This window comes from Marinobacter denitrificans (assembly GCF_008795955.1).
GTDB classification, from domain to species: domain Bacteria; phylum Pseudomonadota; class Gammaproteobacteria; order Pseudomonadales; family Oleiphilaceae; genus Marinobacter; species Marinobacter denitrificans.
Map to the genome: position 1 here is coordinate 899151 of NZ_VMHN01000002.1, position 19584 is coordinate 918734.

Below are 19584 nucleotides of genomic sequence, written 5' to 3' on the forward strand. Positions count from 1 at the left end.
CGGCCCTGTGTTTTTTCATAAACTCCAAGGGAACCTATGACCGAGGCCATTACCGCTGAGCAGACCGGAGCAGACAGCCCCCTGCTGGCCAGGCGGACCTCGAAACGCTGGCTGATTACCGCAGCGCTCACCACAGCCATTGTGGTGCTTCCGGTTCTGTCTGTAATTATCTTCGCGTTGTTTCCCGAAGAGAACATCTGGCCTCACCTGCTTGATACCACCCTCCCCCGCTATCTGACCACCACGCTACAGCTGATGGCCGGCGTTGCCATCATCACCCTGACGATTGGCCTTGCCACCGCCTGGGCTGTGACCATGTGTGAGTTTCCGGGGCGCAGGTTTTTCGAGTGGGCCATGCTGCTGCCATTTGCAGTACCGGCTTATGTAATCGCCTATGTATACACCAGCCTGCTGGATTACGCCGGGCCGGTTCAGACCACCCTGCGGGAATGGTTTGGCTGGCGTAACGCCGCGGATTACTGGTTCCCGGAAATTCGCAGCCTGGAGGGTGCCACGCTGATGATCGGCCTGGTGCTTTACCCGTACGTCTACCTGCTGGCACGGGCGGCATTTCTCGAGCAGTCACCGTCATTATTTGCCGTCAGCCGCAGCCTGGGCCACTCGGCGCTGAGCACGTTTTTCAGGGTGGTATTGCCCATCGCCCGCCCGGCCGTTGCCGTGGGGCTGTCGCTGGTGATGATGGAAACACTGAACGATTTCGGTACCGTCGACTTCTTTGCCGTCCAGACCCTCACGGCAGGCCTGTTCGACACCTGGATGAACCTGGGTAACCTGGGCGGTGCCGCGCAGATCGCCACTACCATGCTGGCTTTTGTGGTCATCCTGGTCACCCTTGAACGATACTCCCGGCGCAAACAGCAGCAATTTGCGGCCCGGGACAACCGCGACCCCATTCGCCGCTTCACCATGTCGTTCCCGCGCCAGCTCATCTGCGTGGCTGTCTGCGCGCTGCCGGTTATTTTCGGCTTCCTGCTACCGGCCATCACCCTTGGCCAGTATGCCTGGGAATACTTCGACGAAAGCTGGAACACCGATTTTATCCGCAACACCCTGAACAGCCTGTTCCTGTCCGGCACCGCTGCGCTGACCACGCTGGTCGTTGGCGTCACCCTCGCCTACAGCCGGCGGCTGCACAATACCCGCGGCATGCAGATCATGATGCGCCTATCCAGCCTCGGTTATGCGATGCCTGGCGCTGTGCTTGCGGTGGGGGTGATTGTGCCACTGGCGGCTTTCGACAATCAGGTGGACAGCATCATGAGAGACACCTTTGGCGTCAGCAGCGGGCTGCTCCTCAGTGGCTCTGCGTTTGCCCTCATATTTGCCTATACGGTACGTTTCCTGGCGGTATCGGCGGGCAGCGTGGAGAGTGCCCTGCAGAAAATCACACCGAGCATGGACATGGCTTCAAGATCGCTTGGGCACACGCCCGGGCAAACGCTGGTAAAGGTGCATCTCCCCATGCTCAGGGGCACCCTGATTACTGCGGCTCTGGTGGTGTTTGTGGATGTAATGAAGGAGTTGCCGGCCACGTTGATTCTGAGGCCGTTCAACTTCGAGACCCTGGCCACTTACGTGTATCAGTTTGCCTCGGACGAACAGCTCGCCCACAGTGCGCTGCCCGCACTGATCATCGTACTGGCCGGCATTATACCGATTATTCTGATGAGCAAGTCCATCTCCGGTACCCGCAGCATCAGCTGATGCCGCGATTCGGGGCACAGGTTTGCTAGATGACCGCCCTGGAATGGGCGCCCTGCACCACGAACCGTCCCTGGAACACCGCCACAGGCTCACTGACCGGCTCTGTTGAGGGTTCACCACAGTAAACTTCGGCAATCAGAGACAACCGCCCCTTGCCGTGGCGCGCCAGGCTCTTGCGGAAACGATCCGGAATCTCACCACCGGGGAGGCGGCAAAGAGCATAGAAGTCCCCTTCAACCGGTTCGATGTGCTCGATTTCTCCCACCTGTATCACCACATTGCCGGCGAGCCCCAGATCAGACAAAACAAGTTCAACCAGGCCCCAGGCGGAAATCACCGCAACGGAGTAAACACTGCCGCCAAAACCGGTGCCCTGGTGGTTATGATTCGGCTCAAGGGGAGCGCTGACCAGCAACGCGTGGCCGTCGTAGGAAAGCAATTCCACACCCAACGCTTCCGAGAGCGGAATCATGCTGTGAATGCGTTTCTGAAACCGGGCTAACTGAGTCATATTCCCTCCTGAATATGCCCTCAGTTTATGCCCGTTTCAACGCTTTCCCTATGCGACTAACGTCGGTTTACTGCCAGATGACAGGCTCGCGTTTGGCGTACCAGCTATCGACTTTTTCCCCGTACGCATCCTCAACCACATTACGCTTCAACTTGAGCGTTGGTGTCAGGAAGCTGTTCTCGATAGACCATTCGTCACTGACCACGGTAATGAACGCAAGCTGCTCGTGGGGATCAACCGTCTTGTTCACATCGGTAATCAGTTGCTTGAAGCTGGCCTCGATATCCCGGCGGAATGCCTCGTCTGCCATCTTCGGGCGAATCTCTTCACCCAGCATGACCAGGGCGTGGGGCTGGGTCTGGTTGGCACCGGACACACACACCATCTCGATGGCCTCATGGGACATCAGGCGGTTCTCGATCGGCGCCGGAGCAATGTACTTGCCCTTGCTGGTCTTGAAGATCTCTTTGATGCGACCGGTGATTTTCAGGCGGCCCATCTCGTCAAGCTCACCCTTGTCACCGGTTTTCAGGAAGCCATCTTCGGTGAAGGTTTCGCGGGTTTTCTCTTCGTCCTTGTAGTAGCCCATCATGGTGGCCGGGCTCTTCACCAGTATTTCCCCTTCATCGGAAATCTTCACTTCCACGCCAGGCAGCGCTTCGCCTACGTAACCAGTGCGCGAACGGCCCGGCTTGTTCATGTGGGAATAGGCAAAGTTCTCGGACATGCCGTAGCCTTCCAGCAGTTCCAGCCCCAGGTTGCGGTACCAGTCCAGCACATCGTGGGACAACGGAGCAGAGCCACTGCCGGCCAGCTTGACCTTGTTCAGGCCCAGGCCCTTGAGTACCTTTTTCTTGATCAGCTTGTTCAGCAGCGGCACCTTCAGCAACTTGTCCAGCTTCTCTTTCGGCAGTTTCTGCAGGACACCGTGCTGGAACTTGACCCACAGACGCGGTACAGAGAGGAAGAGCGTGGGCTGTGCCCGCTGCAGATCCTGCACAAAGGTGTCCAGGGACTCTGCGAAGAAGAGCTGGAACCCGGCGTACAGGGAAGCGAGCTCCACAAATGTGCGCTCAAAGACGTGAGCAAGGGGCAGATAGGACAGCATGCGTTCGCCGGACCCCACTTTCAGCACTTCCATGCCGCCTTCGGCAGCAAAAGCCATGTTGCCGAAACTCAGCATCACACCCTTCGGACGGCCCGTGCTGCCGGAGGTGTAAACAATGGTGGCCAGCTCATCGGCATCACGCCGGGTGTTCTCTTCCAGCGGTGGGAATTTGCCCACAATGTCGTCCCATGTTTCGAAATCATTGGGCGGGCTCAGCGGGTAAGAAACACAGCGCACCCTCTCCGGCACGCCGGATTTCATCATGTCCCAGTCGTCCAGTTTGCCGACGAACAGAACCTCGCATTCGCTGTGCTCAAGAATGTAGTTCACGGTATCCGCGTTCAGCGTGGGATACAGGGGCACCGAGATGTGGCCTGCCATCCAGATGGCCCAGTCAGACATTAACCACTGGGCGCAGTTCTTGGAGATAATCCCTACCCGGCTCTTTTCCGGCAGATTCAGGGACTTCAGGTAGGAGGCCATGCGGCGGGCTTCGTCCACCGCGCGTTTCCAGGTGTACTCAACAACCTTGCCGTCGCCAATAGGCTGGGTCATATACAGGGAGTCCGGCTTGGCCGATTCCCAGTGATAGAGCATATCCAGGGGGAGTTTGTTGGTGGTGTCCATGGACCTTCCTTGCATGTGTTATTCGAGTTATCGGGTTATTTTTGTAAGGGGTTTTGCGTATTCGACTTTAGTAGCCTATTTCAACACAACATTACACGTCAAAACGTGATGCATATAGAACTATTCCCCATCACACCTATTCTAGCGCTGTGTTTTCCCCCGGGAATTGACCAATAAGGTACCTTCCCTTACCCCGCAAGCCAATAGCCTGTGGTAAACTCCCGCCCCGTTATTAAACGGGCGTTCGACACTCACACAGCACTCAGGTCACGCCACGCATATTGAACTGACTCGGGAGACCGGCTTATGGCCAACAGAATTCTGCGCACGCTGCTGGGTACTGCCCTGCTGGCACTGGCTGCAATGGCCCAGGCTGATGAACAGCGTGTGGTTGCCATCACCCAGATTGTGGAACACCCGGCACTGGACGCGGTGTACCAGGGAGTCAGGGATGAGCTCGAGGAAAAGGGATACAAAGACGGCGAAAACCTGCGCATCATGCACGAAAGCGCCCAGGGTAACTCCGCTATCGCCTCGCAGATCGCCCGCAAGTTTGTGGGTGAAGGCCCGGATGTCATCGTTGCTATTGCCACGCCATCGGCCCAGACCATGGCCGCTGCTGCCCGCAAAACACCGGTGGTATTTTCAGCCGTTACCGACCCTGTAGGTGCCAAACTGGTCAAAAGCCTCAAAGCTCCCGGTGCCAACATTACTGGCGTCACCGACATGCTGCCCATTGAAAGCCACCTCGACATGCTCGAGCGGGCCGTTCCCGATGCCAAGCGTATTGGTACCGTCTACAACCCGGGTGAAGCCAACTCGGTGGCGCTGATAGAGATGATTGAAGAGCGCATGGAAGCCCGTGGTATCGAACTGGTGAAAGCCGCCGCCACCAAGACCTCGGAAGTCCTTGGCGCTGCCCGCTCTCTGGTCGGCAAGGCAGACGCCATTTACCTGACCACCGACAACACAGTCATCAGTGCCGTTGAAGCGGTGATCTCCGTTGGTGAACGCGCCAGCATCCCGGTATTCGCTGCCGACACGGCTACTGTCAATCGCGGCGCCGTTGCTGCCCTCGGTTTCGACTACTACGACCACGGCCGCCAGACCGGCGCCATGGTTGCCCGCATCCTTGAAGGCGCCAACCCCGGCGATATGGATGTGGAATCCGTCGACACTCTTAACCTGTTCGTGAACCCCGCTGCTGCAGAGCGCATGGGCATTACCCTGTCCGACGACCTGATCAGCGACGCGAAAGAAGTCGTAAACAGCGACCAATAACACACTGTTCACGGGCAGCCTCACAAGGGCTGCCCGTTTTCATTTACGGTGAACCATCCCCATGCTTAGCAATATTGCCTTTTACGGCGCAGTCGAAACCGGCCTTATTTACGGACTGGTTGCCTTCGGCATCTACATCTCTTTTCGTGTACTCGACTTCCCGGACCTGACCGTAGACGGCAGCTTTCCTCTGGGTGCCGCTGTCGCTGCCGTCCTTATCCTCGAGGGCGTGAACCCCTGGCTGGCAACCGGTGCTGCCATCATCGCCGGGATGGGTGCCGGTGCGGTAACGGCGTTGCTTAACGTGAAGCTCAACATCCTCAACCTGCTGGCTTCTATCCTTACCATGATCGCGCTCTATTCGGTGAACCTGCGCATCATGGGAAGGCCCAACATTGCGCTGCTGACGGAAGAAACCGTACTGACCCCGTGGTACAACCTCGACCTGGAATACCATCAGGTGCCCGTACTGCTGTTCACGATTATAGTGCTGGCAGGCCTGGTATTGCTGTGGCGCTTCATGAAGTCCGAAACCGGCCTGGCCATGCGCGCCACCGGCGCCAACCCGCGCATGGCGCGGGCCCAGGGTATCGCCACTGGCGCGATGATCGTTCTGGGTGTGGCGTTGTCCAACGGCCTGGTAGGCCTGGCAGGCGCGCTGTTTGCCCAGAGCCAGGGGGCTGCGGACGTTACTATGGGCGTGGGTGTGATCGTGATTGGTCTGGCCTCGCTGATCGGTGGTGAAGCCGTACTGACGCCTTCCTCCGTAGTGCGGGCCCTGATTGCCTGTGTCATTGGCGCCATCATCTACCGGCTTGCCATTGCCCTGGCACTGAACGCGGACTTCCTGGGCCTGCAGGCACAGGATCTGAACCTGATCACCGCGGTGCTGGTCACCCTGGCTATCGTGCTGCCCGGTGTGCGTACGTCCGTCGCCGCGCGGCTCACCCGCAACAAGGCCTGAAGGGGGACTCATGATTACAGCAACTGACCTGAAACTGACCTTCGGCAAGGGAACGCCCCTGGAAAACCCAGCCCTGCGGGGAATGAGCCTGACCGTTAACCAGGGTGAGTTTGTCACTGTTATCGGCAGCAATGGCGCCGGCAAGTCCACTTTCCTCAACGCCCTCGCCGGCGAAGTGATGGTCGACAGCGGAAAGATCATCGTGGACAACCAGGACGTCACCAAGCTGCCTACCTACAAACGGGCAGGCAGTGTCGCCCGTGTCTTCCAGGACCCGCTGGCCGGCACCTGCGAAGGCCTGACCATCGAAGAAAACCTGTCGCTGGCGATCAAACGTGGCCAACGGCGGGGGTTGAGTGCGGCGGTGAAAGCCCGCTACCTGGACCAGTTCAAGACCAGCCTGGCCTCACTCAACCTGGGCCTAGAAAACCGCCTGGGCGACAAGATGGGGCTGCTCTCCGGTGGCCAGCGCCAGGCCGTAAGCCTGCTGATGGCCAGCCTGACACCCTCTGCCATCCTGCTGCTGGACGAACATACCGCCGCGCTGGACCCGAAAACCGCCGCCTTCGTGCTGGAGCTGACCACGCAAATCATTGAAGAGCAGAAGCTCACCGCACTGATGGTCACCCACAGCATGAAGCAGGCACTTGAGGTTGGTCAGCGCACGGTAATGCTGCATCAGGGCCAAGTGGTTTTCGATATCGCCGGCAAAGACCGGGAAGGACTGGAAGTGAAAGACCTGCTTGAGCTGTTCGAGAAGCAGCGCGGGCTTGAAATTACCGACGACAGCCTGCTGCTGGGCTGACCATCCCGGACAGCATATGATCTGCGGGGCACATCCTCTGCCCCGCAGAAAACAGGACCACTAGTGGCCGTATATCCGCATCTGGGTGTTGGTGATCGCCAGGTCATCAATGAAGATCTGGCCAATGGAAGCCTGCCCCACAATCACCTCCTGCATTCCGATATCCGCCGCAAAGCTGGGCATATCGATCGCCAGTGCGGACATGCCGTCCGCTGCCATGCCGTGATAGATGTAAAGATCAACCTCGGCAAACAGGTCCAGCACGCTCGGGAAGGTTTTGTCGTAGTCCGCGCCGGTCAGAGAGAGTCCACGAACGCCAATCGCCGCAAAAGGCACATCGAAGTCCATCACCTCAATGGCGAGCGCAGAACGCAGCCGCATAACGTCGGTGTCTGTGTCGACATGAATTGAGCCACGGCCCATAACACCTTCAATGAACAGGTTGTCCATCAGGGCGGTGTTCTGGCCATTCTGGCCCCATAACTCCCACGCACCAGAGGTGATGCGGAAATCGACAGCGTTGAAGTACTGGGGCTGGATATTGATCGCAGCATCACCGTCGGCAAGAACGTCGATGTCGATGCGGATATTGTCCAGAAGGTCGTTGGCATCCGGGCCACCCAGGCCATTGAAGCCAAAGAAGTCCGTACGCTCGGCACCGCCGATACTGATATCACTGATTGTCAGCGACCCCTCATCGGTATAGATAAAGCGGTCCATATTGATTTTGGTTTCCAGCTCAATGGTCACACCGGCCTGGCCGGTAATGTTCCCCATCGCACTGTCATCCAGCATGACTATGTCTGCCATTGCGGCAGCAGGAAACCCTGCGATGCCCAGCGCAAGCAGTGTACGTTTCAGGCCTTTCATTATTGTGTTCCTTTTTTAGTAGTTGTCCTTCCTGTGGGCCACTACTACACACGACTCCACACACCCACTTTAGCGACAGGTATAAAGGGGGTACGTGCATCCGTCACATTTAACTGACTTTATGAACTTTTTTTCAGGTTTTTTCTGCACACTTTTTAACCACAACATCTAGTGGTTTCTGGCAACTGCCCTCAAGGCGGCGTTTTCACAGGTATTTCAGGATTTTCAAGCTTTCCTTCATTGATTTTCTTACGCTTTCAGCCGCAATCTATAGTTGTCTTCTTATTCACAGACCACTATATCCTGTTATACTCATCCCACATTCACCCATATATAGGGTTTCCCTTGCCCGCCGGCCGCAACCGGCTAGCAACAGACGCAACGACGGAAACCGGGTGACCATCTTTCCTGAAACTCCGCTATCACGCCCTTTCCAGTGCGAACAGTGGGGCAGAAAAACACCAGATCTAGTGTTTGAGCAGATCTGAAGCAAGACAGCCCGCCGGGCTGCGCACATTTTTACGACGCACATGGGGTATGGCCGGCTGCGCTTTGCAGCGGTCATTAATAGAAATACCGGACATCCGAGGGTAGCAATGAACGCTAAAGCACAGGCCGTGATAACAACAATTCCAATGCAGGAAGCTTCGCTGGACATATGGAACAGCAAGTACCAACTCAAAACCAAGACCGGTGAACCGGTCGACAAGGACATCGACGCCACCTACAAGCGTGTAGCAACTGCCCTCGCAGAAGTTGAAAACAAAGCCGACCGTGCCAAGCACATGAAAGAGTTCGCCTGGGCCCTGCGCCATGGCGCTATCCCGGCGGGCCGCATTACCTCCAATGCCGGTGCTGAAGCCCACAAACCAGCCACCTCCACCATTAACTGCACCGTATCCGGCTCTGTTCAGGATTCCATGAACGACATCCTGGAGAAGAACCACGAAGCCGGCCTGACCCTGAAAGCAGGTTGCGGCATCGGTTATGAGTTCTCTACCCTGCGTCCGAAAGGTGCCTACGTCGCCGGCGCCGGTGCCACCACCTCCGGCCCGCTGTCGTTCATGGATATCTTCGACCGCATGTGCTTCACCGTGTCTTCCGCCGGTGGCCGCCGTGGTGCGCAGATGGCCACCTTCGACGTGCACCATCCGGACGTGATCGACTTCATCCAGGCCAAGCGCGAAGACGGCCGCCTGCGCCAGTTCAACCTGTCGCTGCTGATCACCGAAGACTTTATCGAAGCCGTACGTAACGGCGACGACTGGCACCTGTCTTTCCCCGTAACCCAGAAAGAAGTGGAAGACGAAGGCCTGGACCTGTCCGACACCAGCCAGTTTGTATACCGCGACTTCCCGATCCAGAAAGGCTACGTGGTCAACGACGAAGGCATGGTGGCGTGCAAGATCTACCGCACGCTGAAAGCCCAGTTCATCTGGGACACCATCATGACCAGCACCTACGACTACGCCGAGCCGGGTTTCATCCTGATCGACAAGGTCAACCAGATGAACAACAACTGGTTCTGCGAAGACATCCGCGCCACCAACCCCTGTGGCGAACAGCCCCTGCCCCCGTACGGCAGCTGCCTGCTGGGCTCGGTGAACCTGACCATGTTCGTGGACTACCCGTTCACTGACAAGGCCAGCTTCAACTATGAAAAATACCGCAAGGTGGTAGGCATCTTCACCCGCATGCTGGATAACGTGGTGGAAATCAACGGCCTGCCGCTGGAAGAACAGCGCCACGAAATCACCTACAAGCGCCGCCACGGCATGGGCATCCTCGGCCTGGGTTCCACCCTCGCCATGCTGCGCATGCCTTACGGTTCTGCCGAATCCGTACAGTTCACTGAAGAGGTAGTACGTGAAATGGCCGTGGAAGGCTGGCGCCAGTCCCTGGCCCTGGCCGAAGAAAAAGGCCCGGCGCCGATCATGGAAGACGAGTTTGAAGTAACCCCCAAGATGCTGACCAAGTGCCCACAGCTGTCCAAAGACGGCTACAAACTGGGCGACAAGCTCAAGGGCAAGGTACTGCACGCCAAGTACAGCCGCTACATGCAGCAGATTGCCGGCGTAGAGCCAGAGCTCGTGGAGAAACTGGCCGAGAAAGGTGGCCGCTTCACGCACCACACCTCCATCGCCCCCACCGGCACCATCAGCCTGTCACTGGCCAACAACGCCAGTAACGGCATCGAGCCGAGCTTCTCGCACCACTACGCGCGCAACATCATCCGTGAAGGGCGCAAGACCAAGGAAAAAGTCGACGTATTCTCCTTCGAGCTGCTGGCCTACCGCCACCTGGTAAACCCCGGTGCCATGCCCTTCTCCGAAGAAGAAGACAAGCGCTTGCCCGAGTACTTCACCACTTCTGAAGACGTCACACCGGCGCAGCACGTGGATATCCAGGCCGCGGCCCAGCTTTGGGTGGACTCGTCCATTTCCAAGACTGCCAACGTACCGCAGGACTTTGCGTACCCGGACTTCAAAGACATCTACATGTACGCCTACGACAAGGGCCTGAAGGGTTGCACCACCTTCCGCTTTAACCCGGAAGCTTTCCAGGGCGTACTGGTCCAGGAAAAAGACCTCGAGAACACCCTGTACGAGTTCACCCTGGACGATGGCAGCAAAGTGACCCTCAAGGGCAACGAAGAAGTGGAGTACGACGGCGAGATCCACAACGCCGCCAACCTCTTCGATGCGCTTAAAGAAGGCACTTACGGCAAATATTGATCCGGTAAAACCGACACAGGACACGACACCATGACAGTTAAAATCAGCAACAAAATCGTCGGCTACCGCGTCAAGAAAGCCGACCCAGTAGCCGCCGAGCACCAGCCACCGGTGCAGGCGGAAACCAAGCCCGTTCAGATGAACGAATACATCGAACGGCCGGACTTTCTGCTGGGCACCACCTACAAGATCAAGCCGCCGATCGCCGAGCACGCGATGTACATCACTATCAATGACATCCTGCTCAACGAAGGCACCGACCACGAAAGCCGGCAGCCGTACGAAGTGTTCATCAACTCCAAGTCGATGGAACACTTCCAGTGGGTTATCGCCCTCACCCGCGTAATCTCTGCGGTATTCCGCAAGGGTGGCGACGTAACCTTCCTGGTGGAAGAGCTGCGCAGCGTGTACGACCCCAACGGCGGCTACTTCAAGAAGGGCGGCGTATTCATGCCCTCCCTGGTGGCCGAAATCGGCGCCGTGATCGAGAAGCACCTGAAGGCCATCGGCCTGCTGGAAAGCGAGGAAATGAGCGAAACCACCAAGCGCATCCTCGCCGAAAAGCGCGCCGAGTTCGAAGCCAGCCACAGCACGGCCACCAACGACGACAAAGCCAGCGACTTCCCGCCCAACGCCACCATGTGCGGAAAGTGCAGCACCAAGGCGGTAATTGTGATGGACGGGTGTGCGACTTGTTTGTCCTGTGGCGATAGTAAGTGTGGTTGAGGTGATTGACTGCGATGAGTGATGAGGAGGCCTGGAGTGAAAGCTTCGGGCCTTTTTTGTGTGTGGGAATTTGATCGCTTTGATCGAAAAATCGCTGAAAGCAGGAAAAACCGTCGTGGTGACCGTTTTTATCGAGGCTCCGAGACAGGTTTGGAATTCAGGCCATTGAGTTTATAGAGCTTTTGGTTAGATTGGCAAAATGGCCATTCGGGATAATTGGTCGCGAAAAATGATCATCGCGACCACTATACAAATGTTACAAGGCCAAGACTGAAATGGAGTTCAAGTGGTTACCTGCTACCTAAAGTACGTCATAGATCCCTACAAAGCGGCCGAGTTCGAGCGCTACTCGAAAATGTGGATACCCTTGGTCCAAAAATTCGGCGGTCAGCATCATGGATATTTCTTGCCCTCCGAAGGTGCCAACAATATAGCTATCGCGCTTTTCACGTTCGAGTCGCTGGCAGCCTATGAAAAATACCGTGAGGCCTCGTTCAAAGACTCGGATTGCCAAGCCGCCTTCAAGTATGCCGAAGAAACTCGTTGTGTACTAAGTTGTGAACGCAGCTTTATGAGGCCCGTTTTTGAGTGAGCTTGTAACAAGTCGCTGTAGTACGCGGCCGATGGCCGCCGGACGCCCTTTTCATTGCGGCTTCGCCTCCATTACAAGGGCGCCGCTAAGCTTCGCGTTAAATGCCAGTACCAACTATGAAGCATGAGCTCTGGATAGAAAATGAGAACGAGCAAACATTTTGCCTTGCTGGTCGCCACGGCGATGATGCGCGTCGTTTACTAGAGCCAGGGGCTAAGCTCGCATGGACGTGTGAAGCCTCGTCACATTTCGAGGCAATGACCAAGTACTATGAGTATATGGGCTGGGGGTCTTACACAACTGACTACCCAGAAGAAGACAAGAAAACCTACTCCGAGCTAGGCTGGGAGTAAGTGCATTTAACAAACGCAGGCAAGGGACGCTCCTGACGTCGCGCCCCTGCTGCTTGGCGTTAGGCAGTCATAAGTGATGCAAGACCAATCAGTTGCAATAAAGGATGAAGAGGCAGCCCACCCAATCGCCGCTTCGTGGCGTCCGATTCTGCGCAAAGTCGTCAGCGCGTTCGTGAAGGGTAACTATCAATTGAGCCGGCCAATCGAGGGTGTTTCTCCGGTTCCGCCTGATGTTGCTTCGCATATCCAAAACTATATTGCCGGTTATGGTGAGACGCTTGTGGAGTTGCCTGAGGAAACATGGAGTACATCATGTGCGCAATGGATGGGGGCTTACTGGGATGTGCTTGTGGATCTTTATACTGAAGGGGAAGGTGCCAGTGATTTGGTGCTTACCGGACGAATGGATGAGGTTGAAGGCAAACCGCAGTTCACAGTTGGTCTCGTTTATGTGCCATAGCCGCAGCCTAACCATGCATTCCAGTTCGTTCCGTGGCCTACGACCACTCCACCGGACGCGCTAAAGCGCGCCGCTGAATTTCGCGTTAGGCAATCGTCACGATGAAATCGATCGCTCTTTTTTTGCTGGTTACTCCTGCCGTTGCACTAGCAGAGCCGGAGGTGGAGTTTCACCTGTGTTCGTCTTATGTGCAGGAGTCAGCCGTAGGGGAACAAACGGATCGGGGCTGGCCGGTTTTCATCAAGTTAACGGAGCTTGGTGCCACAAGCATCGAGAAATTTACGGAAACAAACGGCAGTGAAATGAGCCGCATTGTTGTCGGTGGTCGCGAGTTCTTGAGGGCGACAATATGGGCGCCAACACATGGTGGAAACTTACGGGGAATATTCAGTTCCCGGGAAGTTGCTACGGCATGGCAGCGAACTTTGGCGGGCAAATTACCGGCTGCTCCGTGCGGTGCGAAGAACTGAGAAAATGCCTAACCATGCCAGTCACGGCGACGTCTACTACATTGCGGCTTCGCCTCCATTTCGTAGCCGCGCGTGCTGAGCGGCGTTACAAAGCAAGGGAGAGTGCGCGGTAATGATCGCCAGGGAATGGAAATGCCGAGTGCCTGAAACCCACAGTGAAGGGTTCACGGGCTATCTTTACGAAACCGGCATTAAGGATTCGTCTGCAACACCGGGCTTTCTCGGTGCTCAGATTTTCCGCCGTTCTCTGACTGCCAAAATTGAACTCACCCTCATCACGTACTGGGACAACCTGGAGTCGATCAAGGCGTTTGCTGGCAACGATATTTCTAAGGCGCGTTTGTACCCGGAAGATGAGGTTTATCAGCTTGAGCCTGACCTTTCGGTGCAGCACTATGAAGTCATCGAACATCAGTTTTGGGCAGAGCAGCGGAGGTAAACGGGTGCACTTGCTTTGTAACCAGTCATTCAAGTTCGTTCCCGGCCTGACGGCCGTCCACCGGACGCCCTTTTCTCCGCTGCGCTCCAAAAAGGTCGCCGCTTAACATTGGCGTTATGTTTACTGAGATTTAGAAAATGGACTTTGGTATTGCATCAAAACTTGTTTTTGGCGTTATTTCCTCGCTCGGTACTATGGCTCTCATTTTTTACAACATGGGCCAAGCTAGAAAGGTGAAAGCTGAGCTCCTCGAAAAATTCGAGGAAGCAATCAATAGGGAGAGCAAACACTCCACTACCGAGCTTTTCAGGCTAATACATGGTCTTAGAATGAACTACAGCGATGTGGTAGAACTAGTAAAACATGATGGCTGTTCGAAAATAATCTACGCACTCAAGAAAACCCCTGGGATTGTTTCCTTTAAGAATGGTGAGTTTCAGTACACCGGCGTAGGCCGGAATAAATTGTTCCGCTATATCGACCGTTGGTTTACGCGTTTCTCCATTTTCCTTTTCGGCGGTTTGCTGCTTGTGTCTTTAGCTGTGATGGGAATGAGCGAAGGGGCCTCTTCCGTAGCAGGATTTTTATTCATGATCTTTAGTTCGGTAGTGCTTGCCGTTCAGTTACGCCAGCGTGCCTATGATCAAATGATTGAGTCTTTGGTATCCCCAGAACATAACAATCAAATGCAGCCGACTCCCGACGCAGTGGCTGATTAGTGCGTTATATTCCCCTCAACATCAAGCGAAAGTAGTGTCTTATGTCAGGGTCAGAAGAAAAACACGAAGCAAAATCATTCATTACTCTGGAGCTGGATACAGGACCACGTGAATTCCAATCGTTGGAAGAATTAAAAGAGTGGGCAGATCAAGAGCGCTCTTTCTTCGCATGGATGGAAGCTGGTGCAAAAAAAGACAGCAATTCGGCCCACGCGTGGAATGTAACGAACCAATGGCTCGGATTCATCGATCAATTTATCCAGCAGTTCCGTCAAAACCAAAACAACGAACAGCAACGACAGAATGTATCTCGTAATTTCCAAAAGCAGCTGAGTCAGCATCTCCAAAAAGGACACTTGCTCTCATCAACTAACCCAGACGCTATCTTTGCGAAGAACCTTTCCGGAGAAGAAGATGAAGTAATCGCTTGTTATGCAGCTTCGAATCTTCTAGAAATTAACGTGAATCAGAGTCACCCGAATGCTTTAAAAGGTGCGTTTTACGCCTTTCAGTACCGTCAGGGTGTCACCGCAACTGTTGAAGCCCAGGTCGAGGCACTCAACACCCTGAGCTCGGAGTGGAACGTTAGGTTTAAAGATCAGCATCTTGAGTTGCGGGCGCAGAATGAGCAACTAATCCAAGAAATTTCTGAGCTGCGGTCACAGTTTTCGGAACTAAAAGGCGAAATTGAAGCCCAGAAGGACGAGCAAGCATCTAAATTTAAGACGATAGTTGATGAGTCCGAAAAAACTCTTTCCGACATCGCACATACGTATGATGAGAAGCTGGCGCTTCAGGCCTCTGTTCAGTATTGGACGGATAAACGAAAATTGCACTCGCGAGTAATGTGGGGCGTTGGCGCTGCCACGCTTTTGTTAGCGGCCCTTACTGGAGGTGGATTTGTTCTAGCCGCACACAAGCTGTTGCAAGTGACGCTGGCCGATGTCCAGTTGTGGCGGTTGGGCGTGATGCTCGCCATATCAACATTTGGAATCTGGGTAACACGATTATCAGCGAAGATATTCATTTCAAACCTTCATCTTCGCACAGATGCCGATGAGCGAGTGACGATGATACAAACTTATTTAGCGCTTTTAAGAGAGGGGTCCGGTCCAATGGATGGGGAAAGACAGTTAATTCTTCAAACTCTATTCCGGCCAAGCAATACGGGCTTTATAAAGGACGACGGCCCTAGTTCGTTTCACGATGTGATCAACAACGCATTTTCCAGAAAGAATATATAACCAGTAGCTGTTGTCGGACGCACCTGCGCTGGCGCTCCGGTGCGCCGCAAAGCCAGGGCGTTATGAGGTCGCGTGAGAATCGAAATGGCAGCAAGTGCTGGCGAGCTTTACGAGACAATGAAGGTTCGGGTTGGGATGCAAAACGAGGGCATCACCAGTCCGCGTGCATCAGTCAAAGCTGCGACCCAAGAGTTGGTCGAAAAGCTGTCGAGAATTGATTCACATGAAAAAATTGAGGTCAGGTTTAACGAAGCCTCAGTCGCAAAGTACGTTCGCATATTGACCGGAGAAGTTCTTGCGGAGATTCCAAGAGAGCGAAAATCATAACCAGGCCAGTCACGGCGACGCCTTTTTCGTTGCGGCTTCGCCTCCACTACAAAGGCGCGCGTGCTGAGCGGCGTTACGTTTTGGGCATGCTCTGAAATTTATACAAAAAAGGTGAGTTTTGGCTGAGCTAAAGGTTAAATTTCGTTACCAAAATGGTACGGCCGACACCGGTCGGTTGGGCTTATACAATGCTTCTGTTGCGCTGACAGGGGTGGCTAGAGCAACTTCTATTGTTACCCATGCGTATCTGAACGGTGAGGTCAGGTCGCATGGGGATGCCGCACATGGTGCGGAGTTCTATATCAACACCCCGAAAAGAGGCAGCTTCACTTATGAGGCTATTATTTGGGTCGCAGGGGCTGTGTCAGGGGGTGTTTTCTATGATTTTGTTAAATATTCCTTCAATGAAGCAGTTGGTAAAATCTCGCAACCTGATGATATGTACTCCCAATTAGCTAAGCGTATTGAACCGACGATAGATGAATTGCCCGCTATTCTTGAATCGCCCCTATCGGATATGCATCGACCTATTCGGAAAGAGCCGGTAATGATTATGGATGTAACTCGTCCACGTGGAGAAAAGCTTGCGACGTTTGATTCAGAAACAGCTCTATACTTGCTTCCACAAACAATACCCGCGCCCCACCAGATCGTTGGAAATGTAACTAAGTACAACAATATAACTGGCTGGGGTCGGTTTTTTGACAGAATCGAAGGCAGGACGATTTCTTTTAACATCAGCCTAAAAAGTCCTGAGTCTCAGCGAGAACTGATCACGTGGTCACAGCATGAAAATAACCGCGGCAATGAAGGACTTCTGTATTTGAGTGCGGACGCAGTTGTCACCCCAACGGACGTAATTAAAAGGTACATAGTTAAAGAGGTGAGCAAGTCGCCAATTTAAAACGTAACAAATGGCTGTTGTCGGACGCACCTACGCTCGCGCTCCGGTGCGCCGCAAAGCCAAGGCGTTATATGGGGTCACCTAAGGGGAAATTATGAACTTTGATAAGTATGACCGGAACGTATCGCTTCTCTGCCCTACGTGTGGGTCAACACAATTCGAGTATGACGAGACCCTTGAAAACGATTATGCAAAGTTACGCTGCGTTTCCTGTGATCGCGAAATGACCAAGAAAGAGCTCATTCATGAAAATTCAGAGAATATAGATGAGCACATGGGAGAAATAGGTAAGCAGGCCGTGGACGACGTAGCAAAAGAAATGAGGAAATCCCTGAAGAAAGCATTCGGTGGCAATAAAAACATAAAGTTTAAGTAGGGCGTATGGAAATATCTCTTGGTGACGTAATTGCGGCGGTAGCGCTTCTATTCTCAGGTTATGCAACCTGGCGTTCGCGAGGTCTACGACAAAAAGAAGAAGAGTTGATCGAAATTCAGCACAAGCTGAACGCACTAATGCTTGATAAAGAAGAAAGAGAAGCCCGGAGCGCAAACGCGGCAGAACTCGGGGCAAATTTCATCACCCTTGGTAGTAAAAAGCACCGTCTCAAGGTTTTCAACAAAGGTAAAGCTACGGCCCATCAGGTTAACCTCGAATTTCCGGAAGGTAACGACAGCATTATGGATGCTGATCTTCAGGAAAAGTTTCCAATGGAGTCAATGGAACCGGGTCAGTCCGTGGAGTTAATTGCATCATTCAGCATGCAAACCAAGCGCAAGCAGGCAATAAAGCTGCATTGGAAAAACGCTGAAGGTGAGTCGTTTGAAAAGGTCACCCATGCGACTCTTTAGCACATATAACCAGCCGCTGTTGTCGGACAATTTTTACACCGCTTCGCGGTTCCAAAATTGCCGCAAAGCTTCGCGTTAATAGTAAAAGGTTAATTAATGGAATCGAATCGTTGGTGGGAGTTCTATTTCATCCGGTACTTCATCGGGTCAGTACTCGGTGCATTAGTGGTCATGGCTCTGGCATTTCATCCTGAATCCCGATTAAGCCCTGTTATTGCGAGCCTTTTTGATTTTAGTGGTTCTGATGTGCTAAAGCTCAAAAGCGACCATTTTTGGGTTATTTTGAGCTTTGGCATTGCTTTCTGTTATTTGGCGAGCGCGCCAATACTCGTCATGCATGCTCTTCGTGCAAATATTGATTTCCAAGGTGGAATATCAACAAGCATCAAGGTCTGGGCGTATAGAATTTTGGTGATTTCGATCGCTTTAGCGTTGCTTTATTTTTGGTCTGGACAAGATCTCACCAAACTTCCATTTGCCCTAGTGTATGCATTTATAGTGGCACTTCAGCTTAGCCTAGTGATCCCAGCAGTTTTCAATAGATTTAGACTTGTTTTTGATTTCTACAAAAGGCTAACTAGAAATCGTGCCAAAGATTCTGCGGATAGAGAGCAATACATTGAGTCTTACAAGCATTTGCGCGAGCATGGCAATGCTTTTCTTATTTTGTTTTGTGAATTGGTTTTAGGCTGTGCTTTGTTTTTCTCAAGTAGTTTGTCTGAAGCACTGCTTATAGTAATGATTTGGTTGATTCCAACTATGCCAATTTGGTTCTTGGGTACATCCTTAGAATCAGAGGTCGGCAATGTTTAAACCCAATTAATCTTTTTTGATTCGTCGGGCTCTGCAGGCAGCCTTAGTTTGGTGCCTTTATTAACAAACCGCGTAAGTCGGACGCCCTTCTCAGGGCGCCGCTTCGCATTGGCGTTAGGCGACACAAGGTGAGTGCCTCGCGACTTGGGCTTGGGCCTTTGGAGCCAGACAACGCGCGGCTCGTCAAAAATCTAGAACGGAGGACCCAATGGGACTCTTGACCTTCAGCATCAACGTCACCCTGGACGGCTGCGTCGACCACGAGGAAGGAATCGCTGACGACGAGACACACGCCTTCTTCACACGCCTCATGGACGAGAGCGGGGCCATGCTATGGGGCCGGGTCACCTACGAGATGATGGAGGGCTACTGGCCAGCGGTCGCCCGTGGCGACGCGGAGGCACCGCCAGCGATGCGCGAGTGGGCGGTCAAGCTGGAGGCCAAACCGAAGTACGTGGCTTCCTCGACGCGAAAGAACTTCCGGTGGGCCAACAGCCATCCTATCTCCAGCGACCTGCGCACGGCCGTACAGAAGCTCAAAGACGCGACCCCGAACGGCGTGCTCCTCGCCAGCGGCAAGCTTGCGACCGAACTGGACCGGCTGGATCTGATCGACGAGTACCAGTTACTTGTCCACCCCAGGATCGCCGGCCACGGTCCGACTCTGTACGAGAGCGGGCTGCCCAGCACGCGACGGCTCGAGTTGATCTCGGTGAAGCCGCTCCGCAATGGCGCGGTTGCCATGCACTACCGACGCGCGCGCTGACTGGGAGATTGTCGTGTCGCCTAACAAACTCAAGCAAACGGCCGAGTTACCCACCTACAGCAAACATCTTCTATAGTTAAACCAGTCCCGCACAGGCCATTTTCACAATGGCTGTCGATTTATAAGCGCGCTGTCCGACAAGGGAGTACCACACCCCGATTTGAACAGGTGACCTGCTCCCCTCTAGCTTAACCGTTTCCAGCTTAGTAATGTTCATCACAGCAGAGGACGATGAACATGAAAAAGCGATTTTCAGACGAGCAGATCATCAACATTCTGAAGGAAGCCGAAGCGGG

21 protein-coding genes are annotated in these 19584 nt (G+C 54.0%); 18 read left to right on the top strand and 3 right to left on the bottom strand.

Annotation, left to right across the window (positions count from 1 at the left end; genetic code table 11):
* Nucleotides 1–36 precede the first annotated feature (36 nt).
* On the top strand, nt 37–1725 hold the full coding sequence (locus FO268_RS11985) for an ABC transporter permease (protein ID WP_150993215.1): 1689 nt from the start codon (nt 37–39) through the stop codon (nt 1723–1725).
* A gap of 25 nt (nt 1726–1750) precedes the next feature.
* On the opposite strand, the gene FO268_RS11990 is transcribed toward FO268_RS11985, so the two are convergent.
* Both FO268_RS11990 and FO268_RS11995 read right to left on the bottom strand, forming a co-directional pair.
* Nucleotides 1751–2236, bottom strand: a complete 486-nt coding sequence (locus FO268_RS11990; protein WP_150993217.1) for a thioesterase domain-containing protein — start codon at nt 2234–2236, stop codon at nt 1751–1753.
* Between the two features lie 67 nt (nt 2237–2303).
* Nucleotides 2304–3971: an AMP-binding protein gene (locus FO268_RS11995; protein WP_150993219.1), complete on the bottom strand. Its 1668-nt coding sequence runs from the start codon at nt 3969–3971 to the stop codon at nt 2304–2306.
* A gap of 306 nt (nt 3972–4277) precedes the next feature.
* On the opposite strand from FO268_RS11995, the gene FO268_RS12000 reads away from it, so the two are divergent.
* The 3 genes from FO268_RS12000 to FO268_RS12010 all read left to right on the top strand — a co-directional run bounded on the left by FO268_RS12000 (nt 4278) and on the right by FO268_RS12010 (nt 7021).
* A complete protein-coding gene (locus FO268_RS12000; RefSeq protein WP_150993221.1) occupies nt 4278–5252 on the top strand; it encodes an ABC transporter substrate-binding protein in 975 nt (324 codons plus the stop codon).
* 61 nt (nt 5253–5313) lie between these two features.
* Nucleotides 5314–6216, top strand: coding sequence for an ABC transporter permease (locus FO268_RS12005; protein WP_150993223.1), 903 nt, complete (start codon nt 5314–5316; stop codon nt 6214–6216).
* Between the two features lie 10 nt (nt 6217–6226).
* On the top strand, nt 6227–7021 hold the full coding sequence (locus tag FO268_RS12010) for an ABC transporter ATP-binding protein (RefSeq protein WP_150993225.1): 795 nt from the start codon (nt 6227–6229) through the stop codon (nt 7019–7021).
* A 60-nt stretch (nt 7022–7081) separates the two neighbouring features.
* On the opposite strand, the gene FO268_RS12015 is transcribed toward FO268_RS12010, so the two are convergent.
* On the bottom strand, nt 7082–7891 hold the full coding sequence (locus FO268_RS12015) for a DUF6160 family protein (RefSeq protein WP_150993227.1): 810 nt from the start codon (nt 7889–7891) through the stop codon (nt 7082–7084).
* 596 nt (nt 7892–8487) lie between these two features.
* Here FO268_RS12015 and FO268_RS12020 point away from each other — a divergent pair.
* The 14 genes from FO268_RS12020 (at nt 8488) to FO268_RS12090 (ending at nt 19288) form a co-directional block, all read left to right on the top strand.
* Nucleotides 8488–10626 (top strand): adenosylcobalamin-dependent ribonucleoside-diphosphate reductase, encoded by a 2139-nt coding sequence (locus FO268_RS12020; RefSeq protein ID WP_150993229.1) that lies wholly within the window; start codon nt 8488–8490, stop codon nt 10624–10626.
* Between the two features lie 30 nt (nt 10627–10656).
* Entirely contained in the window at nt 10657–11352 is a 696-nt protein-coding gene (locus FO268_RS12025; protein ID WP_150993231.1) for a TSCPD domain-containing protein, read from the top strand.
* A gap of 286 nt (nt 11353–11638) precedes the next feature.
* Entirely contained in the window at nt 11639–11944 is a 306-nt protein-coding gene (locus FO268_RS12030; RefSeq protein WP_138441980.1) for an NIPSNAP family protein, read from the top strand.
* Between the two features lie 429 nt (nt 11945–12373).
* Nucleotides 12374–12757, top strand: a complete 384-nt coding sequence (locus FO268_RS12040; RefSeq protein ID WP_225316636.1) for a DUF7668 domain-containing protein — start codon at nt 12374–12376, stop codon at nt 12755–12757.
* Between the two features lie 101 nt (nt 12758–12858).
* Nucleotides 12859–13227 carry a hypothetical protein gene (locus tag FO268_RS22990; protein ID WP_150993235.1) on the top strand — a complete coding sequence of 123 codons (369 nt, stop codon included), beginning with the start codon at nt 12859–12861 and terminating at the stop codon, nt 13225–13227.
* 112 nt (nt 13228–13339) lie between these two features.
* Nucleotides 13340–13666, top strand: coding sequence for an antibiotic biosynthesis monooxygenase family protein (locus tag FO268_RS12050; RefSeq protein WP_150993237.1), 327 nt, complete (start codon nt 13340–13342; stop codon nt 13664–13666).
* A 137-nt stretch (nt 13667–13803) separates the two neighbouring features.
* Nucleotides 13804–14385 carry a hypothetical protein gene (locus FO268_RS12055; protein WP_150993239.1) on the top strand — a complete coding sequence of 194 codons (582 nt, stop codon included), beginning with the start codon at nt 13804–13806 and terminating at the stop codon, nt 14383–14385.
* A 41-nt stretch (nt 14386–14426) separates the two neighbouring features.
* Nucleotides 14427–15629, top strand: coding sequence for a DUF6161 domain-containing protein (locus FO268_RS12060; RefSeq protein WP_150993241.1), 1203 nt, complete (start codon nt 14427–14429; stop codon nt 15627–15629).
* An 84-nt stretch (nt 15630–15713) separates the two neighbouring features.
* The gene (locus FO268_RS12065; protein ID WP_150993243.1) at nt 15714–15956 is read left to right on the top strand and encodes a hypothetical protein; all 243 of its coding nucleotides are present in this window, start codon (nt 15714–15716) and stop codon (nt 15954–15956) included.
* Nucleotides 15957–16074: 118 nt separating this feature from the next.
* On the top strand, nt 16075–16860 hold the full coding sequence (locus FO268_RS12070) for a DUF7946 domain-containing protein (protein ID WP_150993245.1): 786 nt from the start codon (nt 16075–16077) through the stop codon (nt 16858–16860).
* A gap of 94 nt (nt 16861–16954) precedes the next feature.
* Complete coding sequence (locus tag FO268_RS12075) at nt 16955–17236, top strand: ECs_2282 family putative zinc-binding protein (protein WP_150993247.1); 282 nt, start codon at nt 16955–16957, stop codon at nt 17234–17236.
* A gap of 5 nt (nt 17237–17241) precedes the next feature.
* Nucleotides 17242–17709, top strand: a complete 468-nt coding sequence (locus tag FO268_RS12080; RefSeq protein ID WP_150993249.1) for a hypothetical protein — start codon at nt 17242–17244, stop codon at nt 17707–17709.
* Between the two features lie 96 nt (nt 17710–17805).
* Nucleotides 17806–18522, top strand: coding sequence for a hypothetical protein (locus FO268_RS12085; protein ID WP_150993251.1), 717 nt, complete (start codon nt 17806–17808; stop codon nt 18520–18522).
* Between the two features lie 208 nt (nt 18523–18730).
* The gene (locus FO268_RS12090) at nt 18731–19288 is read left to right on the top strand and encodes a dihydrofolate reductase family protein (protein ID WP_150993253.1); all 558 of its coding nucleotides are present in this window, start codon (nt 18731–18733) and stop codon (nt 19286–19288) included.
* Nucleotides 19289–19584: the final 296 nt, after the last annotated feature.